Here is a 21,581-nt window from a genome sequence, read left to right as displayed (position 1 = left end):
CGCTACTCCAACCCGCCCACACAAGTCCGGGGTGACGTGGGGTTGGGGACGCGCCCTGGCGTGCAAGCGCTGGTCATGCTGAACTTGGTTGGCTGCGCCGGTCTTCGGCTCAGCATCCATGGTCCAAGTGCCCCGAAAGGCGCGCGTTGGGGGGCGTACTCCCATGGATGCTGAACCAAGTTCAGCATGACGTGGTGAGTGGCGGGATGAAGACCGCGCGCATCGGCCAGGGCCGCGCTGACACGAACGGGTCAAGGGGCCTCGCCCCTTGCCGCCGGAGGCTTCTCCGTCTTCCACCGCCCTCGGCACGCCGCTCTGTCCTACACAGGGCAAATGGGGTTATGCTGGCCCCGCTCTTTCCACCGCAAGCACCACCCACAGCCGCGCCGCATGTGTGCGATGCGTCACGTGTGTCGCATCATGACAGGCGGGGCATGGGGAATCGCGCCCCGGCCGCCGCAAAGGCCAGCAAAAACAATCCGGAATCCCGGCGAATCCGTCAAAAGTGTCAAAACTCAACGGCCCTTGGACGCGTCGTCGTCCCCCGCGTCCGGTTTGTCGCCCGGTTTTTCCCGCAGGGACCACAATTGCCAGCCGGCGAAGGCGAGGACGGCGAACAGGCTGACCCCGCCTTCGATCAGGCCGTAATATTCAACCGGGATCTCCATCTTACCGCCGGATCGGGCCGTCCGGCCCATAGAGCGGGAAGGGCGGGCGTTTCGGCTGCGGCGGCGGGTTCTTGGCCAGGGCGTCCAGCGCCAGGGCGACGGCCTTTTCCAGCTGCGGGTCGCCGCCGGCCATCACCTTGTCCGGATCCTGGTCCACCTCCACGTCGGGCGGCACGCCGATATTTTCCACCGCCCATTCGCCCTGGGGCGAGAAGAAGCCGACGGAAGGGCTGGTGAGCTGGCCGCCGTCCATCAACGGCGGGATGCCGCCGATGCCGACAAGGCCGCCCCAGGTGCGCTTGCCAACGAGCGGCCCCAGTTTGAAATCACGGAACATCCAGGGCAGCATGTCCCCCCCGCTGGCCGAGCCTTCGTTGATCAGCATCACCTTGGGCCCCAGCACGGCGGCCGATGGCGTGCGGTCGATCCGGCCATAGCGCGGTTGCCACCAGCTGATCAGGCGGCGGTTCATCACCTCGATCATGTAATCCGCCGCCTGGCCGCCGCCGTTGAAGCGATCATCGATCACCATGCCCTGCCGGTCGGTCTGCGCGAAATAATAGCGGTTGAAGCTGGTGAAGCCGCCGCCGCCGGTGTTGGGCAGATAGACATAGCCGAGCTTGCCGCCCGACAACTGGTCCACCCGGCGGCGGTTGTCCTCGATCCAGGTGAGGTTCCGCAGCCGCGCCTCGCTGGCGATCGGCACCACGGTCACTTCGCGGGCTGGCTGGCCAGCGCGGGCGATGGTGAGGATCACCGCGCTGTCGGCGGTGCCTTCCAGGTGGCGCTGGATATCCTCGTCGCCGCGCACCTCGGCGCCATTGATGGCGGTGATGCAATCACCCACCTTCACATCCAGGCCGGGGCGGGCGAGCGGGGCCTTGATGTCCGGCGTCCAGGTGCCGCCATCGTGGATGCGCGCCAGGCACCAGCGGCCATCCTTGCTGGTGTAATCCGCGCCCAGCAGGCCGCCCGGCACGCGCTTCGCCGCCGGGATCGCGCCGCCGCCGCCGCGCAGGTGGCCGATGGAAAAGCCGGTGAGCGCTTCGTGGAACAGATAGTTGAGATCGCCGCGCGACTGGATGCCGGGCAGCCAGGCGCTGAGCGCCTTTTCCGCGCCGTTCACATCATAGCCGTGGAAATTGGGATCATAGAAATAGGCGCGCTGCACCCGCCAGATCTCGCGATACATCTGGGCCCATTCGGCGGCCGGATCGATGCGGGCCATCAGGCCTTCGGTCTTCAGCTTCACATCCGGGTCGCTGGGCTTGATCGGCTTGGTGGCATCGGCAACCAGCCAGCTGGCATTCGCCCCCGTGGTGCGCACCAGCAGCTTGTTGCCATCGGCCGACAGCGTGAAGCCCTGCGCCTTGTCGAACAGCGTCTCGCTCTTCTTGCCCTCCAGCGTCCAGCGGATCAGCGACGCGCCGGGCGCCTCATCGGCATCGATGTCGAGCGCTTCATTGGCCTTGAGCAGCCAGAGCACGCCGCCCTTGCCGGCTTCGAGATTGCGATAATCGGCGGCCGGCAGCGGCAGTGCCACCATGCGCCGGGCGATCTGATCCAGCGTCAGGCCGGCCAGATCGATCTTGATGGCCGGGGTGGCCGGAGCGGCGGCAGGCTTGGCCGGCTTTTTCGCATCGGCCTTTTCCGGCGCGGGCGGCGGCGGCGGCGCCTTCTCGTCGCCCAGCTCCGGCGCCAGCGGCGATGGCGTGCCGGCGTTCAGGGCAATCGCCCACACACTGCGCGTCGGCTGATAGACATCGCTCGACATATCAAGCGGATAGATGGTGCCGCCGGCATTGTTGCTGGCGAGGAAATAAAGATATTTGCCATCGCGGTCGAACGCCGGCTCGCTGGCCATCGCCATGGCATCGGTGATCTGGGTCGTTTTGCCGGTCGCCACCTCGTGCAGCATCAGCACCGGGAAATGATTGCCGCTGGTGCGGGCATAGACGAACCAGGCCGAATCGGGCGACCAGGCCATGCCGCTGGACGATGTCGCAAAGCCGCCAAATTCATCCGGCGGGCCAGCTGCCGTCAGCTTGCCGGTCGCCAGCTCCAGGATCCAGGTGTTCAACCGGTTGTCCTGCATGGCGATGCGCTTGCCGTCGGGCGACCATTTCGGGTTGAAATAATAGGCGGGCTCTGCGGCCAGGGCATATTTCTTCACCGCCTTGCCGGCGCCCTGCTGGCTGGCGACGTGGAGGGCATAGAGCCCGCCTTCATCGCTGAAATAGGCAATGGACTGGCCATCGGGGCTCCACACCGGGGTGCGCTCCATGGTGCCGGCGGTGGCGGTGATGGTGCGGGTGATGCCCTCCTTCACCGGCAGCGTCATGATCTCGCCATGCGCCTCCACCGCCACCCTGAGGCCGGTGGGGGAAATGGCAGCGGCGCGCACCTCGCTGCCCACATTGGCAACCCGCGGCCGCACATCGGGCATGTCGCCATCCAGATCGATGCTGATCGCCTTGGGCTCCTCGCCCGGCACCAGCGTGAAGATGGTGCCCAGCCGGTCAAACACCAGCGCCTTGCCGTCGGTCGAAAGGCTGCGAATATCGGGCCCGCGGTTCTGCCAAACGAGCGTCGTCTGGCCCGAGGCCGGATCAAAGCGATACACGCTCACCGGCCCCTTGCGGCCCGACAGGAAATAGACCTGGCCACCCAGCCACACCGGCGAGAAATCGGCGCCGCCATCCTGCGGCACCTTCCGGGTCTTCAGGCCATCCAGCTGGGTGATCCACACCGCCCCGGTGAGGCCACCGCGATAATTGCCCCAGGCGGTGTAGCGGGTGTGGTTGAAGGAAAAGCCCGGCTCCAGCGGGTTGTAGGCGATGGACTTGCCATCGGGCGCCATCATGCCGGCCGCCGCCATCGGCAACGGCAGCGCAGTGGCCGCGCCGCCACTGGCGTTCACCTGCCACAGCCTTGTGTAACGGCTGGCCGAATCGCGGTTGGACCGGAAGATCAGTTTCGCGCCATCCGGGCTCCAGCCCACGGCAGCATCAACCGCGGGGTGAAAGGTCATGCGCCTGGGCACGCCGCCGGCCACCGGCACGGTGAACACATCGGTGTTGCCATCATATTCGCCGGTGAAGGCAATCGTCTGGCCATCGGGCGAGAAGCTCGGCGCCTGTTCGATGCCGATGCCGGTGGTGATGCGCACCGCCTTGCCGCCAGCCTTGGGTGCCACCCAGATATCGCCGCCCGACACAAAGGCCAGATGCGTGGCGCTCATCACAGGCGCTTGCAGCAGGCGCTGCGGGCTCGCCGAGGCAGCGGCACTGGCAAGCGCAAGCAGGCCGGCACCGGCCCAACGGATGGTCTTCATGCGATCATTCCCCAAAGATTTCATGCCCAAAGCGTGGCAGCAGCGCCGGGCGGCGTCAATCATCCCACCACGGGAAACCCGGCGGCAGATCGCGGCTCACCCGGCCGGGAAAATCAGGCGGGCGCTTTGCCAGAAAGGCAGCCACGCCCTCCTTCACATCCGGCCCGCCGCCCAGCGCCATGTTGAACGCGGCATCCACCTTCAGCGCATCATCCGGGCTGGCCGTGCTGCCAAGCCGCCACAACATGGCCCGCGCCATGGCAACGGCTACCGGCGCCGTGCCCTCGGTCATCTCTGCGGCAATGGCCAGCGCCCGTTCCAGCAACTGGTCGGCCGGCACTACCTCGCTCACAAGCCCGCCGGCCAAGGCCTCTTCGGCGCTGATCAGCCGGCCCGACAGGCACCAGCGCAGCGCCTGGGGCAAGCCCACCAGACGCGGCAGGAACCAGGCGCTGCCGGCTTCCGGCACCAGCCCGCGCCGGGCAAAGACAAAGCCGATCTTCGCCCCGTCGGCGGCGATGCGCACGTCACACGGCAGGGTGAGGGTGATGCCCACGCCCACGGCCGGCCCATTGATGGCGGCAATCACCGGCTTGGTGCTGTCAAACAGGGCATGGATGAAACTGTCGTGCCGGCCGCCGCGACCAGAGCCGAAATTGCCGGCGCCATCCCCCGCCATGTCAAAACTGTCGGCGCCGGCCGACACATCAGCACCGGCGCAAAAGGCACGGCCTGCCCCGGTGATGATGATGACGCGCACATCATCATCCTGGCTGGCGGCGCGCACCGCCCGCGCCAGCGCCCGGCCCATGGCATCCGTATAGGCGTTGAGCCGCTCTGGCCGGTTCAACCGAATCAGCAAATTGCCATTCAAACGGCTGACATCAATGCCATCAAGGCCCATGATCATCCCCCATGAGGGCGCTATCGCCCCCATGCGTAAGGTGCGTTGCGAGGGAAACAATTACCGGATTGGAGAGGGTCGTGCTGCGCTTGCGCCAGATTGCCGTGGTGGCCGATGAATTGGCCCCGCAAGTGGCGGATTTCACGCGGATATTGGGGGCAGAGGTTTGCTACCGGGATCCTGGCGTGGGCAAATATGGCCTGGAAAATGCGCTCTGGGCGCTCGGTGGCACCTTTCTGGAGGCATTGGCCCCCACCCGCCCCGACACCACCGCCGGCCGCTATCTGGATCGCCGTGGTGGCCCCACCGGCTATATGTTGATCCTCGACACCGATGATATCGCCGCCGTCCGCCTGCGCATGACCATGCTGGGCATGCGCATCGTCGAGGATCTGACGGTGGACCTTCACGGCCAGCAGGCCACCGCCCTCCATCTCCACCCGCGCGACACCGGCGGCTGCCTGCTCTCCATCGATCGCCACGGCCCGAACCCGGCCCTGATGGGCAGCTATGCTTGGGCCGGGCCGGATTGGCAGCGCGCCTGCCGCCCTGATCGGGCCATCACCGGCGTGGTGCTGGCAGCCGATCAGCCGATGGACCTGATCGGGCGGTGGGGCGCCATCCTGGCCCGGCCGTGGGAGCAACGGGGCGACACCTGGCGCATCCGCCTCGATCATGGCCAGATCGACGTGGTGCCGGTGCGCGATGGCCGCGGCGAAGGCCTGTCGGCAATCAGGGTTGCGGGCCTTGCTGCGCCAGCGCATGCTTGCGGCATCGACCTGTTGCCCGAGGATGGCTGATGAGCGCCTATGCCCCCGACACCGATGATCTGATCGCAGCGGTGGAGGGGGGTGTTCTCACCCTCACCCTCAACCGGCCCGCCGCCCGCAACGCCCTGTCACGTGCCATGCTCGATGCGCTGGCCCGCCTGCTGGAGCAGGCCGAGGCTGATCCCGCCATAGGCGCCATCGTCATCACCGGGGCCGGCGGGGCCTTTTGCGCCGGTGGCGACGTGAAGGGCATGGCCGCCCGCAATGAAAGTGGCGAGCCTGAGCCCATCGATCAGGCCCCAATTGACCAACAGATTGCCCGCCAGCGCCGCAACCAGCGCGCCATTTCCGGCCGGCTGCACGCCATGCCCAAGCCCACCATCGCCGCCATTCCCGGCGCGGCGGCCGGCGCCGGCCTGTCCATCGCGCTGGCTTGCGACCTCCGGGTGATGGCCGATACGGCCTTCCTCACCACCGCCTTCGCCAAGGTCGGCTTTTCGGGCGATTATGGCGGCACCTATTTCCTCACGCGGCTGGTTGGCGCCGCCAAGGCGCGCGAACTCTATTTCCTGTCAGACCGGGTGGATGCCGCCGAAGCACAGCGGCTGGGGCTGGCCAACAAGGTGGTACCCGCCGATGTCCTGCTGGCCGAGGCCCAGGCACTGGCCACCCGCCTCGCCAACGGCCCACGGGTGGCGCTGGCCTATATGAAGGAAAATCTCAACCGCGCCTTTTCCGGCAGCGACATGGATGATTGCCTCGATCTCGAAGCCACCCACCATGTCCATTGCGGCCTGACCGAAGATCACAAGGATGCCGCCAAGGCCTTCGTTGAAAAGCGCAGCCCCGTGTTCAGGGGGCGCTGAGCACGCCCAGCCCCAGCGCGAACTCGATCACCGCCTGGGCATGCACGCCGGGCGATTCTTCATGCGCCAGATGGCCCAGGCCCGGCAGCGCGCGGTGCACGACCGTCACGCCATGGCTGGCCAGCCGCCGCTCCACCGTGTGGCTGGTCGATGGCGGCACCGTCTGGTCGCGTTCGCCATGCAGCAGCAGCACCGGGCATTTCACATGGGCAATGCTGCGCTCGATCGTGTCCAGATCCCAATGCGCCATCAGCGCCAGCGCCCCGCCGGTGTGGGACGAATTGCGGAACAGCCGCTCATAATGCGCCACCTGTTCGCGGGTGGAGCGGGAGCCGGTCCAGCGCGCCAAAAGGTCGGTCATCGATTGGAAGCGCGTCGTGAAACTGAAGAAGGCCGGCATGAACGGATTGACGAACAGCGCCTTGGCCAGGCCCGGATACACCTTGCCCACACCGGCAAAGGGCAGCAGCGCCCCGCCCAGCGACACCACCGCCTGCGGCGCCACCAATCCGCGCGCCACCATCATGAAGGCAATTGCCGCGCCCACGCTATGGCCCAGGATGATCGCCGGCCGCACCCCCAGTTCGGTCACCAGCGCCGCCATGGCCTTGGCCACCGCATCAGGATCGGGCGCGTTCAGCTTCTGGGTAAAGCCATGGCCGGGCAGATCGGGAATGATCACGCGAAAACGCTCGGCCAGCAGCGGCGCCAGCCCGGCAAAGCTGTGCGTGGTTGCCCCGGTGCCATGGATCAGCAGCAGCACCGGTGCATCGGCCGGGCCAGCTTCCTGCACATGCCACTTCAACCCGCCGGCCGTCACAAAACGGCTCCAGTCGCGGTGCGGCACATGGGCCGAATCAACATCCCAACGCATCAGATCGTCCCTGCCGATGCGGCCTTCACCGCCGCCACCACCGATTTTGCATCCACCCGCGGCAGGGTCACCAGCCGCGCGCCCATCGCTGCCGCCAGTTCGGCCCCCTGCGGCCGCGGGCGCGGCGAGCAATCGATGAACACCGCCGGGATGGCATTGGCGCGATAGGCGCGGGCGCTGGCCAGCGCCGCCTCCTGCGGGCTCACGCCATCGCCGCCGCCCACATTGGCGCGGCCATCGGTCAACACCACCACCAGCGGGCTGCGGCCCCGGCCCTTCTCGCCTTCTGCCACCTTGCGGGCGAGATCGAGGCCCGAGGCAATCGGCGTGCCGCCACCGCCAGCCAGGCCTGCCAGCTCCTTCTTGGCGCGCGGCAGGCTGCGGGTGGGCGGCAGCGCCAGCGCCGCCTCGCTGCCGCGGAACGCCACCAGCGCCACTTCGGCCCGCTTCACATAGGCTTCGGCCAGCAGCAGTTCGACAGCCCCCTTGGCTTCGGCCAGGCGCGCGAACGCGGCGGACCCGCTGGCATCCACGGCGAAGATGGTGGTCGATTGCGTCTGCGCGATGAAGCGGCGGATGCGCAGATCCTCCACCCGGATGGCCAGCCGGCCATCGTCGCGCACCGGCCGGATCTTCTGCCAGGGCGCGGCGGTCTTGATGGTCTCAATCAGCGCCAGCCGTGCGCCGCGCCCCGGCATGCCGGGCCGCACACCCGCAGGCCTGCCGCTGGTGATGCTCTTCTGCTTGGCGCCGGATGATCCACTGGCCTTGGGCGCCTTGTTGATGGTGCCAGCCGCCAATGCATCCAAAAGGCCCGGCGGCAGCGCCGTCTGCGCCGCATCCAGGATCATGTCAGTCGGGTCCACGGGTGGCGGTTCCGGCTGCTCCTGATCGTCGCCGGGCGTGTCATCCGATGGCGGCGGCGGCGGTGGCGGGTCTTCGGGCGGCGGCTCGTCCGGCGGCTGCTCTTCGGGCGGGGGCGGGTCTTCCTCGTCCGGCGGGGGCGGCGGCAGGCGGGTGGCGCGCGGCCCCAGCACCAGTGCGCCGGCAGCGGCCATGTCGGCCTCACGCAGCTGTTCGATGGCGTCTGGCCGTTCATCGGCCCGGGCATGGGCGCGCGCCACCCGCACCGCCATGATGGGCGCGCGGATGGAGGCGATGCCAAGCGCCGCTGCGCCCACCGCCAGCGCGGTTTCCGGGTCCTTGGCGATGGCGCCGGGCTCGGCCAGCATTTCCAGCGGCGGCGGCGGTGCCTCGCCCGCCACCAGCGCCGCCATCGGCAGGCGCACGGCTGTAAGATCGATGTGGATGGCCAGCCGCTCGGCCAGCCCCTGCGGCACCCGCTCCCGCTCCGGATCGTCGGGATCGCCTTCGTCAAACAGCACCAGCGGCGGGCAGCCTTCGTCAATCGCGGTCGCCAGCCGGGCGGCGAGCGCCGGATTCAGCCGCTCCGCCATCGGCACCACCAATATCTTGCCGGCCGCATCGGCCAGGATGCCGGCGCGCTGCACCGGCTTGCCGCTGGCCAGCGTCGCCGTCAGGTCCAACCCGCCATCCAGCGCCTCGGCATCGGCGCTGGCCGGCAGCCGCCGGGTGGGGATCACCAGATTCAGCGCGTCGGACCAGGCATCGCGCACCGGGCCGGGCCGGGCGCGCAGCAATATGCCGCCAATCGCATTGCCGGCCGCGACCAATATGTCGATGGCGCTCAGCGCCAGCGCCCAGCGCTCGCCCGACGCTTCTTCTGCCGCCGCCCCATCGGGCGTCATGCCGGGATCAGCTCCGCGATGGCACGGGCGATGCGGCTGGTCGAACCGGTGTCATCCAGCACGTTGCGGCGCAGGCGGTGGCGCAGCGCCATGGTCGCCACTTCGGCAACATGGGTTCGCTTCACCTCCTTCTTGCCGGCCAGCGCGGCCTGGGCGCGGGCGGCGCGCAGCAGGGTCAATTCCCCGCGCAGGCCATCAGCCCCCACCGCCGAGCACAGCTGCGCACCCAGGCCCAGCATCTCGTCGGCGACCTGCACCTTGGGCAGAAGTTTGCGCGCCTTGGCAATGGCCTCCAGCGTGGCCTGCTCGCTGTCCTGAAACTCGGCGACAAAGGCGGCCGGATCACGGTCAAACCGGTCACAGCGCTTCACGATCTCGATGCGGTCGCCCATGTCGGTCGGCGTGCGCACGTCAACCGACAGGCCAAAGCGGTCGAGCAGCTGCGGGCGCAGTTCACCCTCTTCCGGGTTGCCGCTGCCCACCAGGATGAAGCGCGCCGGGTGGCGGATCGACAGGCCCTCGCGCTCGACGATATTGGTGCCCGACACGGCAACGTCGAGCAGCAGATCAACCAGATGATCCTCCAGCAGGTTGATCTCGTCGATATAAAGGAAACCGCGATTGGCCTTGGCCAGCAGGCCGGGCTCGAAGCGCTTCTCGCCGGTCGCCAGCGCGCGCTCCAGATCAAGGCTGCCCACCACCCGGTCCTCGGTCGCGCCCAGCGGCAGATCGACGAACGGCACGCTCGCCTCTTCCGTGCGCTTGCCGGCCTTGTCGCGGCAGCCCTCGATGCAGGGGCTGCGATCATCCGGCGCGCAGAAATAGCGGCAGCCCGGCACCACCTTCATCGGCGGCAACAGGCCGGCGAGCGCGCGCACGGCGGTGGATTTGCCAGTGCCGCGATCGCCAAACACCATCACGCCGCCCAGCCGCGGCTCCACGGCCGCCAGCAACAGGGCCTGCTTCATTTCGGCCTGGCCAACGATGGCGGTGAACGGGAAAGGGATGCGTGCGCTTGCCATGCGCGCTGCCTTAGGGGCCCGCTGCAAAAGCATCAAGCGGGCCACGCAAAACGCCGCAGGCCAAAGGGCCTGCGGCGCCTCGCGATCGCGCCGGGCTTAGAAATCCTTGCGCAGCGTCAGGAAGAACTGGCGCGGTGCCGCCGGCAGCAGCGTCTGGTTGTCACCGCTGAAGCCAAAGCCGTTGGAGCCGATGGTGGCGACATAGCGACGGTCAAACAGGTTGCTGGCCGAGGCTTCAATGGCCAGCCCGTTCAGCCAGCGGTTGTCGCTGGTGACCCGATAGCCGATCTTGCCATCCACCACCACGCGGCCGCCAACCTCGCGGTCGTTGGAGAAGGTGAAGAAGCGGCCCGACATGGCGTTGGCATTGGCACGGCCATAGAAATGGCCGTCGTCATAAGCCAGCTCCAGGTTGGCGATGCTGCGCGGGCTGTCGACGACGGTGCGGCCGCGAATGGCCTGGATCACGGTGCCGGCGGCATTGCGCACATCATCGCGATAGGTGTTTTCGTTGTAGGCATAGGATGCGGTGGCGGTGAACGCCTTCACCGGCTGCCACTGCAGGCCGATTTCCGCCCCGATCGAGCGGACATCACCGACGTTGGAGAGCAACGAGGCGTTACCGACAATACCCGGCCCCTGCGGGATCGACAGCAGGCGGTTGGAGAAATTCACCAGATAGGCCGCGACAACACCGCTCAACCTGCCTTCGCCAAAGCGGAAACCGCCTTCGAAGGTGTTGGTCTTTTCCGGGCGCAATTGGCTGGCGATCACCGCAAACCCGGCAGCCGAAGTGGCAAAGGGGCCCGTGGTGGCCGCCGCCGTGAACGCCCGCTGATTCTCGGTGAAGTTCGCGAACAGCTCGTTGCCGCCACCCAGTTTGTACAGCAGGCCGACCTGCGGCATGAACAGGTCTTCCGATTTGATGCGGCCCAGCGCGAGCGGACCCGGCACCGGGTTGATGGCCGCGGCACGCAGCTTGACGCTCTGGCCCTTCACACCGACGCTGATCGAGAACGCGTCGCTGACATCCCATTGATCCTGCACGGCAAACTGGAAGGTGCGGGTGTTGTAATCATTGTTCCACTGGGTGAAGAACGGGTTGGACTGATAAGTCAGTGCGCTGGTCAACGGCGTGGTCTGGCTGGTGCCCATGTCGTAGAAGCGGCGGGCCTGTTCGAAATCAACATTCTCGTACCAGACATTGAGGCGCAGCGTGTTGGCACCCAACGTCGCCGTCACGTCACCCAGCACGCCGATGCGGCTGATCTCATACTCGGTGGTGCGGAAGCTCAGCGGCAGGCCACCAGGGCTGGCCCTGTACGGCGTGATCCACGAGCCCTGGCCCTTGTTGCTGTGATAATAAAGCTGCACGCCGGCGGTCACCTGGTCCGTCAACTTGCCTTCCAGGCGGCCACCGGCCAGCCAGTCGCGGCGCAGGCCGGCGGCATCGAAATAGGCATCGTCAACGCTGGTATAGGGCGCCGGAAACACGGTGCCAAAGCTGTTGGGGCCCACGGCCACGCCCGTGTTGCCGCGATTGGCGCCGATGAAGGCCAGCCGCACCGCCAACGGCCAGTTGTCGGAGATATTGTCAGCGAAATAGCCCAGCCGGCCCAGCATCTCCTGGCTGAAATCCTGATAGTCATTTTCCTTGCGGTCGGTGAAGTTCACGAATGCGGTGAAGGTCACATCATCGGCCAGCGTCGCCACCGCCTTGGCGTTCACCTGCGTGGCGCGCTGCACGCCCACGCCCTTCCACTTGTCCGCCGTCAGATACGCAGCGCTGAGATAGGCCTTGAAGCCACCCAGATCACCGGTGTCCAGCGTGCCGAACAGGCGCAGCGTGTCGTTGTCGCCATAGGTGGCGTTGGCAGCGATGCCCAGTTCATCCTGCGGCGCGCGGCTGAAGAACTCGATGGTGCCACCCAGGTTGGAGGTGGAGGCGGTGCCCAGCGCACCGGCGCCCTGGCTCACCCGGGTGCGGCCGATATTGTCGGCAATGATGGCGCGGCTGATGTGCAGGCCGTTGGTGTTGCCATAGCTCATGTCGCCCAGCGGCACACCATCCAGCGTGAAGCCGAGCTGATTCTGGTTGAAGCCGCGCAGGGTGATGCGGGTGGACCATTCATAGACGCCGAACGGATCGGCCGACTGGAAATTGACGCCCGGCAGCTTCTGGATGGCGATGAACGGGCTGGCGCCGGGCACCGTCAGGCGGATGTCGTCCGCCTTGATCTCGGTGACCTGCCGCACCTCTCCCTTGCCATAGACCACGATCTCGGCGTCTTCGGTGGCGGCAACGTCGGCTGCAGCATCGGCGGCGGCATCGGTCGGCATGGCGGCAAGGGCCGGCGCGGCGACAAGGGTGCTGGCCAGCAGGGCCAGGCGCAGGGCAGACAAATTCATGGACAGTCTCCAATGGAAAGGACGCTGCCCCTTCACAGGAGAATGTTGCAGGCTGATGCCGCCACGATGGCACAGCCATGTCAGATGTTTTGCACTTTCAAGACGTTGCCGGATGGCAACACCGCATCAATCAAACTTGCGGCTGCGCACCACTTCGACATCGCTGCTCATCAGCATCAGGTGATGGCTTTCCAGCAGCGGCGCCAGCCGGTCGATGAAGGCATCGGCATGCTCCGGGCCGGTGACGGCCAGAAACATCACCTTGGCGGTCGCGCCCGACAATTGGTCATCCCGCCAGCGGCCATGCGCGCCGGCCCCGCCCAACGTGGGCAGCAAGGTGTAATGGATGATCCCGGCCTCGGCCGCGAGGCGGATGATCACCGGGATCAGCGGCTCGTCGGCCAGCACCTCGATGCGGCGGCGATGGGTGGTGGTGGTCATCCCTGCTCTCTTATCCCCGGATCAGCGGCCAGACATGGGCGGCCACCCAGCCATAATAGCCGATGCCGATGGTGAGGTTGAACGGAAAGGTGACCGCGAGGCTCATGCCAAGATAGAGGCCGGGATCGGCCGCGGGCAGCGCCAGGCGCATCACCGCCGGCACGGCGATGTAGGAGGCCGAACCTGCCAGGATGCCCAGCGCGGCCGAGGAGCCGGCATCAAGGCCAAGTTCCACCCCCAGCACCACGCCCAGCGTGCCGTTCAGCAGCGGCAGCAGCAGCGCCAGCGCAGCCGTGCGGACGGTCAGCGCCCGCCGGTCCATCAGGCGCCGGGCGGCGATCAGGCCCATGTCGAGCAGGAAGATGCACAACATACCGCGGAATGGCACATCGAACACCGGCGCAATCGGCGCCATGCCGCCCTTGCCCGCCACCAGACCAATGAGGAAACTGCCGAGCAGCAGGATCACCGATCCGTTGAGGAAGGTTTCGTGCAGAAGGCCGCCGCGCGGGGCCAGACTGTCCTTGCCCTGCGCGCGGGCCAGCAGCAGGCCGGTGATGATCGCCGGCGTTTCCATCACCGCCAGCACCGCGACCATGAACCCGGCCGGCGCCATGCCGGCGTGGCGCAGAATCTCGCTGCCCGTGGCAAAGGTGACGACACTGACCGAACCATAATGCGCCGCCACCGCCGCTGCGTTGGTGCGGTCCAGCTTGCCGGCGGTGCGCAGCAGCCAGAAGGCTGGCAGCGGCAGCAGAAAACTCAAGGCAAGGCCGGCGCCACCAGCGAGCAGCATGTCGTGGGTGAAGCCGGTTTCGGCCACCTCGCCGCCGCCCCGCAGGCCAATCGACATCATCAGATAGAGCGAGATGCCCTTGGCCACGGCTTCCGGGATCGCCAGGTCAGACCGCGCAAACGCCGCCAGCGCGCCAAGCAGGAAAAACAGCACCACGGGCTGCAACAGGGCATCAAGGGCCAAGGCGGCGCTCCTGCAGGGTCAACATGAACGCGCCGTAACCTGTCACGGAGCGGCAGACAAGCGGCGCATTGCCGCCACGAAAAAGACCGACGGTGTCACCGCCGGGCTGTTTCTTGTCACCGGATGGACTGGTGTCAGGCCGCTGCTTCCACGCGATGCAGGGCGCACTGGCCCCAGATGTCGGAAAGCGCCTTCACCAACCGGTCGATATCATCGTCGCTGTGCACCGGGCCCGGCGTGATGCGCAGCCGCTCGGTGCCCACCGGCACGGTCGGGTAATTGATCGGCTGCACATAGATGCCATGATGCTCCATCAGCCAGTCGCTGATCATCTTGGCCTTCTTGGCATCGCCCACCATCACCGGGATGATGTGGCTGGGGTTTTCCATCTGCGGAATGCCGGTGGCGCGCAGCGCGGCGCGCACCTTCTGCACCCGCTCCTGCTGGCGCTTGCGCTCGAACGGGCTCTCTTTCAGATGCTTGACCGAGGCCAGCGCACCAGCGGCAATGGCCGGCGGCAGCGCGGTCGAGAAGATGAAGCCCGAGGCAAAGCTGCGCACGAAATCGCACAGCGCCTTCGAACCGGCGATATAGCCGCCCACCACGCCATAGGCTTTGGCCAGCGTGCCTTCGATCACCGTCAGCCGGCCCATCAGTCCTTCACGCTCGGCAACGCCGCCACCGCGCGGGCCATACATGCCGACGGCATGAACTTCGTCGATATAGGTCATCGCGCCATGCTTGTCGGCGACGTCGCAGATTTCCTTGATGGGGGCGATATCGCCATCCATCGAATAGACGCTCTCGAACGCCACCAGCTTCGGCACGTCCGGGCCATATTGGCTCAGCAACCGGTCGAGATCCTCGACGTCATTGTGCTTGAAGACATGGAACTTGGCGCGGCTGTGGCGAATGCCTTCGATCATGGAGGCATGGTTCAGCGCGTCGGAAAACACCACGCAGCCCGGGATCTTGCTGGCCAGGGTCGACAGCGCCGCCCAGTTCGACATGTAGCCGGAGTTGAACAGCAGCGCGGCTTCCTTGCCGTGCAAATCGGCCAGTTCGCTTTCGAGCAGGCGATGCACGTGCATGGTGCCAGAAATATTGCGGGTGCCGCCCGAACCGGCGCCGGAACGATCCAGCTCCTCATGCATGGCGGTCAGCACATCCGGGTGCTGGCCCATGCCGAGATAATCGTTGGAGCACCACACGGTGACATCCTGGGTGCTGCCATCGGGCAGGTAGCGCGTGGCGTGGGGATAGTCGCCCCGCCGCCGCTGCAGCTCGGCAAACACGCGGTAGTTTCCGCGTTCTTTCAAGCCGTCCAGCGCCGCCTGGAAATGAGCTTCAAAGTTCATTCATCTTCTCCCGGCGCCGTTCATGGCACGGCGTTTTGTCGCACCGCAAGCGGATTCGTGTCAGTCTGGCCTGACACATTGCTGGATTCTGTCATCGCTGGGCTGACAGTCGGCCGCGCCGGCTGGCGCAGATGTTCGGGGATGGCCCAGCGGAACATGGCCGTATCCTGCCAGGGCACCACCAGGAACCCATGCTCGAGGAACGCCAACGCCACCAGGGCAAAGGCCAGCGCATAGCCGGTGGCAATGCCATCGCGGCTGCTCAACGCCTGATCGGCCAGCCAGGCCGCCAGCACGGCAATGCCCGACACCGAGGCGACAAAGAACCAGCGTGGCGGCGCGATGCGGAAATAGCTGGCGAGATAGCGCATGTGATCCGGCATCATCTCGGTCGAAAGATGCGGAACCCCGGCAAAGATGTTGAACTTGGCCGACAGGCGCATGACGAACAGCAACAGGAAGGTCAGCGTTGCCGTCTGGTTCGCCTTGCCCCACGTCGCTGCGACCAAAGCGATCAGGCACAGGAACATCGCCACTTCGTGATAGATCAGCGTCGCTGCAGCCAACCGGAACCGCTGCCAGCCGCGCGCACCCGGGGGGCACGGCTCACGGTTCGGGCCGGTCACAAAGCCCATCAGGAACGACAATTCGTGCCAGCCCCAAAGCACCAGCGCACAGGCAAAGGCGACATAAGCCGCCCACGGGCTGGTCTCTTCGGCCGTCGCAATGATGCCGCCCATGGCAAAGCCTGATGCCACCGTGGCCATGGTGATGCTCACCGGCCAGGTGTGGCTGGGCAATTTGTCGAGCCACAGCACGAAGCCGGTGGCGACAAACCACAGCACGGTCGCAAACAGCAGAGGCAGTGCAAACTCGCTCACGGCTACGCCCGCTGGCTTACCAAACCGGCGCCATGCGCACGTTGGGGGTCACCGCCATCTTGTCCACCGGGTGGAGATAGAGACGGGCGAAGGTCACCGCCGCTTTCAGCGACAGGCCGATGCGCTTGATGGTGCCAACCACGCCACCCTGAGTCACCGCCGCGTCGATGGCGTCGCTGGTGGTGCGCATGGTTTCCAACAGCGCGCGATAGCTCGGTGCATCGGTCTGCAGGCCGATCGGAAACACCTGCTGGGTGATATCGGTGGTGATGCGGAACACCTTGAAGCCGAAATCGGTCGGGTTGATGCCGAAATGCTTGTACAGCGCCGGCCGCTTGTGATCGCGCACATACATGGTGGCATAGACCGCGTTCAGGAAGAAGCGGATCCACAGCACGTTGAGCCCCGAGGTGAGCTTGGGGTCAGACCGCATCAGCAGCGCGAACGCTTCGCCATGGCGGAACTCGTCGTTGCACCATTCCTGGAACCACTTGAAGATCGGGTGGAACCGCCGCTCCGGATGCTGCTCCAGGTGGCGGTGGATGGTAATATAACGGGCGTAGCCAATCTTCTCCGACAGATAGGTGGCGTAGAAGATGAACTTCGGCCGGAAATAGGTGTATTTCTTGGTCTTGGTCAGAAAGCCCAGATCGATGCCGATGCCGGCATCCTTCAGGCTGTCGTTGATGAAGCCGGCATGGCGGCTCTCATCGCGGGCCATCAGCTTGAACAGCGCCTTGGCATCCGGGTTCTTCATGCGCTTGGTGATTTCGGCATAAAGAATGCAGCCGGAAAATTCCGACGTCATCGACGACACCAGGAAATCGATGAACTCCGGCTTCAACTCCGGGTCCATCGCCGCGATCACGCCATCAAACTCCGGCGTCCGCTTGAAATGCTTCTTGTTGGGATCGGCCTGCATCTCGGCGATAAGGCTGTCCCACTCGGCGCGCACGCGCGACACGTCGATACGGTCCATCGCTTCATAATCGGTCGTATAAAAACGCGGGCTCAGCACCGTCTCCTGACGGGCGATGGCCATCGCGTCTTCCTTGGTGATCTCCACGGCGCCACCGGCGCTGATTGGGGTCACGGCGTTCATCACGGCTTCTCCGAGCTGAAGGTGATTTCGTACAATTCGGTCAGTTCCAGCTGGGCCTTCAACTTGGTCCACAGCCGTTCAAAGGGGGTGGCTTTCCACACGGTCACATCGCGGCGCAGGGTCAACCGCTCGCCAAAAGGCAGCTTCACGGCGGCACCATGCACCTTCACCTGGTCACCCGGTCCCAGTTCGATGTCACCATCCAGTTCGACATGCGCATGCAGATTGTCGAACGTGTGCTCGATCTCGATCGTGCACTTGGTGTCAAACCGGTCGCGGGTGAAAAGACCCATGGCTCAGGCCCCACCGAAGAACGGCGATGCCGAATTGGCCGCCGGAATGGCCGCCACGATCGGCTGCTGCGGCACACCGGGCCCACCGGGGGCATAAGGCACCAGCAACTGGGCAAAGGCGGCCCGGTTGGTGTGGCCAAAGCTGCCCAGCTCGATGATGCGGCCGGTCAATTGGTCGGTCAGCGTCAGCGCGCCATCGGCCCACTGGGTCACGGTCACCGGGCCGGTGCGTGCCACTTCGTGCAGGCGGCGTTCCCGCATCAGGCCGCGCATCACGCCGCGGATGAAGCCGGTGTTGCTGCCGGCCGGGAACACGAAGACCAGCCTGTTGGCGGCGATGTCATAGACCAGCAGCGCGCCATCGGCCCGATCCTCGAACCGGAAATCCCGGGTCGCCACGGTCGCCACCTGCAGGCGTTCCCGCGATTGCGGCGCGGTTTCCGGCGCCGGCAGAAACCCGGCGCGGATGCTGCCCACGGTCAGGATCGACACACCGATCAGCGCCCCGGCCGCATAGAGGGCCGACTTGGGAAAACGCTCGTTGGTGAACTCCCCGCTCATGCCGCAGCCCCTAGCATGGCGCCAGCATTGGCGGCATCCGGGTTAACCCCGGTGGCGCGGGCGGGATCGGCCTTGGCGAGGGCATCGGCCAGCAGCGGCAGGAAGGCATCCGGCACGGCGCGCAGCATCGGCTGCGGCGATCCGAACTTCCACGGCCGCACATGCGGCCACATCTGCAGATAGGCGAGCGGGAAACGCACGGTGGGCGTGAGCGACACGTCCACAAGGCCGTTGCCGGCCGGCTTCACATCGGCCTTGCCCACCAGCGACAGCGGCACGTTCACGCACTTGGGCAGCGCCACGCCAAAGCGCAGCACAACGCGCTTGTTGGTCAGCGTGTAGATGGTGGACATTGCCTGCGCCCGCGCCAGCACACCCAATATGGCGAGGCCCAGCACCGCCACAGCCAGCGTGATGCCCGCACCCTTCAGGCCGGTACCTCCGGCCAGAAACGCCAGGCTGGCGACAAACACGAACCAGGCGGCAACCAGGCGCGTGTGGAAGACGCCACGCGCCACGCCCCGCCAATCCGGCGTGCCTTGCCAAAGGATGTCCTCCCCCGGCGGCAACCGTCCCGGCAGGCCGGGGATCGGTTCGTCTTCATACTCCATCGACACAAGCAGCTCCGTCCGTTTCCGTTCCGTGCCGGCCGCGAGACCCTTATCGCAGCCGGAAACCGGATCAGATCAGCGGTTCGGCCCGATCGGGGGTCGCCCACAGATAACCAGCGCCGAAATAGGCGGTGATCTTCTCTTCCTCGAGCAGGGTCACCTGGTCGGCGCTCTTGGTGCGCGGCACGCCGGCGATCTGCGCGGCAGTGATGGCATCGGTCATCACGCCAGCGCGGGTCACGCGCGACATGGTGATCGGCATCAGGATGGTGCCGCCAGCGGTCAGCTCCACTTCCATATAGCGCAGGCAGGATTCAGCGCGGTCCATCCACAGGTCCTTCACCGTGCCGGCCGCAGCGCCGTCGAGGCCATAAACCACCAAGCCCACAGGGTTCACGTCATTCTCGTGCACGGTCACCGGGTGGCTGATCACGCGGGTCGGCACGATGCGCGGCTGGCCGTGCATGTCGAGGTCAGGCCGATCGGCGCGCTGCGCGATCGAGGCCGGGCCCACGCCGGAGGTCAGCTTGTCGCCGGTCACGTCCAGCGGTTCACCGGCCCAGGCGCGCGGCAGCACATTCGTCGGCAGCGGATCGCGGGCATTGGCGGTCGGGGTGGTCACCTCGCCCAGGCCGTGCGGCAGCTTGAAGGTCTTTGCCGGCTTGAAGAACAGCGCATCGGTTTCCACGCCGCCATGGGCAGCGCCGGTCAGATCATCCTCAACCGGGTAGCCTTCGCGGCGATCTTCCCCGCGCAGGTACCACACCAGGCCCAGGAAGAAGAGGAAGAAGGCAAAGAAGGTCAGTTCGGCGATATCCAGGCCGCCAACCAGGTGAACATTCGACATGCGAGGCGTCTCCCCTCAAGAACCAAAGCCCGCCACGACCGGCGCATGGCCGCGGCGAACCGGCGCGATCATCATGGCCAGCACCCGCCGCGCCTGCGGGATGGCCCTGCGATTCCCTGACAAAGCCCATAACATGCGCTTCGCCAGACCTGTTAGTGCGGAGCATGACAGAAACGCAATGTTTCTTGTCAGTCTCGGCAATTTCCCCCTGCTGCCCTGCGCCTGTGCCCGGCCCTTGGCCACACCCTGTGGCCAGATGCCGCAGGCGGCAGAGCGGCTCATCCCAGCAGCACCTCCTGGGCGTGGCTGGTGTAAAAACCCCGGCTGACCCGGCGGTCGCGGCCCAATTTGGCATGCGGCACGCTGCGCGACAGGCGCGATTTCAACAGATCATGCGCCACCGGAATGATGCTGGGCGACCGGTCGCTCTTCGGGAAAAACTGCCCGATGGCGCGCGCGGTGCGCAGCAGTGGCGTGCCCGGCGCAAAGGTGAACAGCAGCGAATGATTGGCGCGTTCGGCCAGCCGGGCCGTGGCCGCCGCGATCTGGTCGCTCTCATAGTGGATCAGCACGTCCATCGACACGATATGATCGAACTGGCCGTACGATGGGTCGAGCATGTCGCCGGCGTGCAGGCTGATGCGGCCCTTCACATCCTCGGGCAGCCGCTGCTTGCCAATCTCGATCAGCTGCGGCGACACATCAATGCCAACCACCTCGGCACCGCGGCGCGCCGCTTCGATGGCCAGCATGCCGGTGCCGCACCCGGCATCCAGAATGCGCCGGCCGTGCAAATCCTGCGGCAGCCAATCCAGCAGCGTATTGCGCATCTCGTCGCGCCCGGCCCGCACCGTGGCACGGATCTTCGAAACCGGCGCGTCGCTGGTCATCGCCGCCCAGGCATCCAGTGCGGTGCGGTCGAAATAATGTTCCAGCTTCGCCCGCTTGGTTTCCCAACCGGGGGCATGCTTCGGCGTGTGTGCGTTCATTCGAAACCCAGGAAATCGAAAATGTCGCGATCCTTCATCGGATGCGCGTTGCACGGCTCCACACCAGCCCACAACAGGGCGGCCAGCCGCTTGTACTCATTCTGCGCCGCGATGATCTCCGGCTCGTCACCCATCTCGAAGATGGTGCACTTCTTCAGCCGGCTGCGGCGGATGGCATCCAGATCGGGCAGATGCGCCAGGCGTTCGATGCCGGTGGCGCCGCAGAAACGGTCAATCTCGTCGGTGTTGGCCGAACGGTTGGCAATACAGCCGGCCAGCCGCACCTCGTAATTCTTCGCCTTGGCCTGGATCGCGGCCATGATGCGGTTCATCGCGAAGATGCTGTCGAAATCATTGGCCGTCACCACAATGGCGCGTTCGGCATGCTGCAGCGGGGCGGCAAAGCCACCGCACACCACGTCGCCCAGCACGTCAAAGATCACCACATCCGTGTCTTCCAGCAGATGATGCTGCTTCAACAGCTTCACCGTCTGGCCCACGACATAGCCGCCACAGCCGGTGCCGGCCGGCGGGCCGCCCGCCTCCACGCACATCACGCCGTTATAGCCTTCGAACATATAGTCCTCGGGCCGCAGCTCCTCATGATGGAACTCGTGCTGTTCCAGCACGTCGATCACGGTGGGCATCAGCTTCTTGGTCAGCGTGAAGGTGCTGTCATGCTTAGGATCGCAGCCAATCTGCAGCACCCGCTTGCCCAGCAGCGAGAAGGCCGCGGACAGGTTGGACGAGGTGGTGGACTTGCCGATGCCGCCCTTGCCATAGACGGCGAACACCTTGGCGCCCTCGATCTTCTGGCTCGGGTCGAGCCTGACCTGCACGCTGCCTTCGCCGTCACCGGGTCCGGGGCGCTTGGTCTTGTCGATGATGAGGGTCATGTGGGCA

At 66.1% G+C, this 21,581-nt stretch carries 21 protein-coding genes; 2 read left to right on the top strand and 19 right to left on the bottom strand.

All coding sequences use genetic code 11. The annotated features are described in order from the left end of the window. Positions 1 to 515: 515 nt before the first annotated feature. Genes CHU93_RS17500 through CHU93_RS06725 form a run of 3 tightly spaced genes read right to left on the bottom strand, consistent with a single transcriptional unit; the run spans position 516 to position 4,906 of the window. Positions 516 to 668 carry a hypothetical protein gene (locus CHU93_RS17500; RefSeq protein WP_165768636.1) on the bottom strand — a complete coding sequence of 51 codons (153 nt, stop codon included), beginning with the start codon at positions 666 to 668 and terminating at the stop codon, positions 516 to 518. A gap of 1 nt (position 669) precedes the next feature. After that, a complete protein-coding gene (locus CHU93_RS06730) occupies positions 670 to 4,026 on the bottom strand; it encodes a S41 family peptidase (protein ID WP_165768635.1) in 3,357 nt (1,118 codons plus the stop codon). A 31-nt stretch (positions 4,027 to 4,057) separates the two neighbouring features. Then, positions 4,058 to 4,906, bottom strand: a complete 849-nt coding sequence (locus tag CHU93_RS06725; protein WP_094473340.1) for an enoyl-CoA hydratase-related protein — start codon at positions 4,904 to 4,906, stop codon at positions 4,058 to 4,060. 80 nt (positions 4,907 to 4,986) lie between these two features. Between CHU93_RS06725 and CHU93_RS06720 the strand changes: the two genes are divergently transcribed. Together CHU93_RS06720 and CHU93_RS06715 are read left to right on the top strand one after the other, a co-directional pair. Beyond that, positions 4,987 to 5,706, top strand: coding sequence for a VOC family protein (locus CHU93_RS06720; RefSeq protein WP_165768634.1), 720 nt, complete (start codon positions 4,987 to 4,989; stop codon positions 5,704 to 5,706). Next, positions 5,706 to 6,542, top strand: coding sequence for an enoyl-CoA hydratase-related protein (locus tag CHU93_RS06715; protein WP_094473333.1), 837 nt, complete (start codon positions 5,706 to 5,708; stop codon positions 6,540 to 6,542). The genes CHU93_RS06720 and CHU93_RS06715 overlap by 1 nt, the downstream gene beginning before the upstream one ends. Here the strand turns inward: CHU93_RS06715 and bchO are convergent. From bchO to bchL, 16 genes are all read right to left on the bottom strand, one after another. After that, on the bottom strand, positions 6,529 to 7,416 hold the full coding sequence (gene bchO / locus CHU93_RS06710; RefSeq protein WP_094473332.1) for an alpha/beta fold hydrolase BchO: 888 nt from the start codon (positions 7,414 to 7,416) through the stop codon (positions 6,529 to 6,531). The genes CHU93_RS06715 and bchO overlap by 14 nt on opposite strands. Continuing rightward, positions 7,416 to 9,185, bottom strand: coding sequence for a magnesium chelatase subunit D (locus CHU93_RS06705; protein WP_094473331.1), 1,770 nt, complete (start codon positions 9,183 to 9,185; stop codon positions 7,416 to 7,418). Before CHU93_RS06705 ends, bchO begins: the two co-directional genes overlap by 1 nt. Beyond that, the gene (gene bchI, locus CHU93_RS06700; protein ID WP_094473330.1) at positions 9,182 to 10,207 is read right to left on the bottom strand and encodes a magnesium chelatase ATPase subunit I; all 1,026 of its coding nucleotides are present in this window, start codon (positions 10,205 to 10,207) and stop codon (positions 9,182 to 9,184) included. The genes CHU93_RS06705 and bchI overlap by 4 nt, the downstream gene beginning before the upstream one ends. A gap of 96 nt (positions 10,208 to 10,303) precedes the next feature. Then, the gene (locus tag CHU93_RS06695; RefSeq protein ID WP_094473329.1) at positions 10,304 to 12,616 is read right to left on the bottom strand and encodes a TonB-dependent receptor; all 2,313 of its coding nucleotides are present in this window, start codon (positions 12,614 to 12,616) and stop codon (positions 10,304 to 10,306) included. A 126-nt stretch (positions 12,617 to 12,742) separates the two neighbouring features. After that, a complete protein-coding gene (locus tag CHU93_RS06690; protein WP_086115638.1) occupies positions 12,743 to 13,057 on the bottom strand; it encodes a P-II family nitrogen regulator in 315 nt (104 codons plus the stop codon). Between the two features lie 10 nt (positions 13,058 to 13,067). Further along, positions 13,068 to 14,036: a sodium-dependent bicarbonate transport family permease gene (locus CHU93_RS06685; RefSeq protein WP_094473328.1), complete on the bottom strand. Its 969-nt coding sequence runs from the start codon at positions 14,034 to 14,036 to the stop codon at positions 13,068 to 13,070. Between the two features lie 134 nt (positions 14,037 to 14,170). Further along, positions 14,171 to 15,394 carry a 5-aminolevulinate synthase gene (gene hemA, locus CHU93_RS06680; RefSeq protein WP_086115636.1) on the bottom strand — a complete coding sequence of 408 codons (1,224 nt, stop codon included), beginning with the start codon at positions 15,392 to 15,394 and terminating at the stop codon, positions 14,171 to 14,173. A 20-nt stretch (positions 15,395 to 15,414) separates the two neighbouring features. Continuing rightward, positions 15,415 to 16,275 carry a putative photosynthetic complex assembly protein PuhE gene (gene puhE / locus CHU93_RS06675; RefSeq protein ID WP_243375339.1) on the bottom strand — a complete coding sequence of 287 codons (861 nt, stop codon included), beginning with the start codon at positions 16,273 to 16,275 and terminating at the stop codon, positions 15,415 to 15,417. A gap of 16 nt (positions 16,276 to 16,291) precedes the next feature. After that, on the bottom strand, positions 16,292 to 17,377 hold the full coding sequence (acsF, locus tag CHU93_RS06670) for a magnesium-protoporphyrin IX monomethyl ester (oxidative) cyclase (protein ID WP_094473327.1): 1,086 nt from the start codon (positions 17,375 to 17,377) through the stop codon (positions 16,292 to 16,294). Beyond that, positions 17,377 to 17,670: a hypothetical protein gene (locus CHU93_RS06665; RefSeq protein WP_086115634.1), complete on the bottom strand. Its 294-nt coding sequence runs from the start codon at positions 17,668 to 17,670 to the stop codon at positions 17,377 to 17,379. The genes acsF and CHU93_RS06665 overlap by 1 nt, the downstream gene beginning before the upstream one ends. Before the next feature lie 3 nt (positions 17,671 to 17,673). After that, complete coding sequence (gene puhC, locus CHU93_RS06660) at positions 17,674 to 18,231, bottom strand: photosynthetic complex assembly protein PuhC (RefSeq protein ID WP_094473326.1); 558 nt, start codon at positions 18,229 to 18,231, stop codon at positions 17,674 to 17,676. After that, the gene (gene puhB / locus CHU93_RS06655; protein WP_094473325.1) at positions 18,228 to 18,842 is read right to left on the bottom strand and encodes a photosynthetic complex putative assembly protein PuhB; all 615 of its coding nucleotides are present in this window, start codon (positions 18,840 to 18,842) and stop codon (positions 18,228 to 18,230) included. The genes puhC and puhB overlap by 4 nt, the downstream gene beginning before the upstream one ends. Before the next feature lie 70 nt (positions 18,843 to 18,912). Next, the gene (gene puhA / locus CHU93_RS06650; protein ID WP_086115631.1) at positions 18,913 to 19,689 is read right to left on the bottom strand and encodes a photosynthetic reaction center subunit H; all 777 of its coding nucleotides are present in this window, start codon (positions 19,687 to 19,689) and stop codon (positions 18,913 to 18,915) included. 15 nt (positions 19,690 to 19,704) lie between these two features. Next, positions 19,705 to 19,971 (bottom strand): hypothetical protein, encoded by a 267-nt coding sequence (locus CHU93_RS17295; protein ID WP_133064339.1) that lies wholly within the window; start codon positions 19,969 to 19,971, stop codon positions 19,705 to 19,707. Next, a complete protein-coding gene (gene bchM, locus CHU93_RS06645) occupies positions 19,968 to 20,678 on the bottom strand; it encodes a magnesium protoporphyrin IX methyltransferase (RefSeq protein WP_086115630.1) in 711 nt (236 codons plus the stop codon). Before bchM ends, CHU93_RS17295 begins: the two co-directional genes overlap by 4 nt. Next, positions 20,675 to 21,574 (bottom strand): ferredoxin:protochlorophyllide reductase (ATP-dependent) iron-sulfur ATP-binding protein, encoded by a 900-nt coding sequence (bchL, locus tag CHU93_RS06640; protein WP_086115629.1) that lies wholly within the window; start codon positions 21,572 to 21,574, stop codon positions 20,675 to 20,677. Before bchL ends, bchM begins: the two co-directional genes overlap by 4 nt. Between the last annotated feature and the right edge of the window lie 7 nt (positions 21,575 to 21,581).

Origin of the sequence: Sandarakinorhabdus cyanobacteriorum (assembly GCF_002251755.1) — a bacterium.
Lineage (GTDB): Bacteria > Pseudomonadota > Alphaproteobacteria > Sphingomonadales > Sphingomonadaceae > Sandarakinorhabdus > Sandarakinorhabdus cyanobacteriorum.
The sequence above is the reverse complement of the archived record's forward strand: the minus strand, read 5'-3'. Positions and strand labels throughout refer to the sequence as shown.

Coding starts and splice junctions, on each gene's coding strand:
- puhA (WP_086115631.1), bottom strand. CDS start 19,689: ATGTCGAATGTTCACCTGGTTGGCGGCCTGGATATCGCCGAACTGACC.
- bchI (WP_094473330.1), bottom strand. CDS start 10,207: ATGGCAAGCGCACGCATCCCTTTCCCGTTCACCGCCATCGTTGGCCAG.
- CHU93_RS06665 (WP_086115634.1), bottom strand. CDS start 17,670: ATGGGTCTTTTCACCCGCGACCGGTTTGACACCAAGTGCACGATCGAG.
- puhC (WP_094473326.1), bottom strand. CDS start 18,231: ATGAGCGGGGAGTTCACCAACGAGCGTTTTCCCAAGTCGGCCCTCTAT.
- CHU93_RS06730 (WP_165768635.1), bottom strand. CDS start 4,026: ATGAAATCTTTGGGGAATGATCGCATGAAGACCATCCGTTGGGCCGGT.
- puhB (WP_094473325.1), bottom strand. CDS start 18,842: ATGGAGTATGAAGACGAACCGATCCCCGGCCTGCCGGGACGGTTGCCG.
- acsF (WP_094473327.1), bottom strand. CDS start 17,377: ATGAACGCCGTGACCCCAATCAGCGCCGGTGGCGCCGTGGAGATCACC.
- bchL (WP_086115629.1), bottom strand. CDS start 21,574: ATGACCCTCATCATCGACAAGACCAAGCGCCCCGGACCCGGTGACGGC.
- CHU93_RS06725 (WP_094473340.1), bottom strand. CDS start 4,906: ATGGGCCTTGATGGCATTGATGTCAGCCGTTTGAATGGCAATTTGCTG.
- bchO (WP_094473332.1), bottom strand. CDS start 7,416: ATGCGTTGGGATGTTGATTCGGCCCATGTGCCGCACCGCGACTGGAGC.
- bchM (WP_086115630.1), bottom strand. CDS start 20,678: ATGAACGCACACACGCCGAAGCATGCCCCCGGTTGGGAAACCAAGCGG.
- CHU93_RS06695 (WP_094473329.1), bottom strand. CDS start 12,616: ATGAATTTGTCTGCCCTGCGCCTGGCCCTGCTGGCCAGCACCCTTGTC.
- hemA (WP_086115636.1), bottom strand. CDS start 15,394: ATGAACTTTGAAGCTCATTTCCAGGCGGCGCTGGACGGCTTGAAAGAA.
- CHU93_RS06715 (WP_094473333.1), top strand. CDS start 5,706: ATGAGCGCCTATGCCCCCGACACCGATGATCTGATCGCAGCGGTGGAG.
- CHU93_RS06690 (WP_086115638.1), bottom strand. CDS start 13,057: ATGACCACCACCACCCATCGCCGCCGCATCGAGGTGCTGGCCGACGAG.
- CHU93_RS17295 (WP_133064339.1), bottom strand. CDS start 19,971: ATGAGCCGCTCTGCCGCCTGCGGCATCTGGCCACAGGGTGTGGCCAAG.
- CHU93_RS06705 (WP_094473331.1), bottom strand. CDS start 9,185: ATGACGCCCGATGGGGCGGCGGCAGAAGAAGCGTCGGGCGAGCGCTGG.
- CHU93_RS17500 (WP_165768636.1), bottom strand. CDS start 668: ATGGAGATCCCGGTTGAATATTACGGCCTGATCGAAGGCGGGGTCAGC.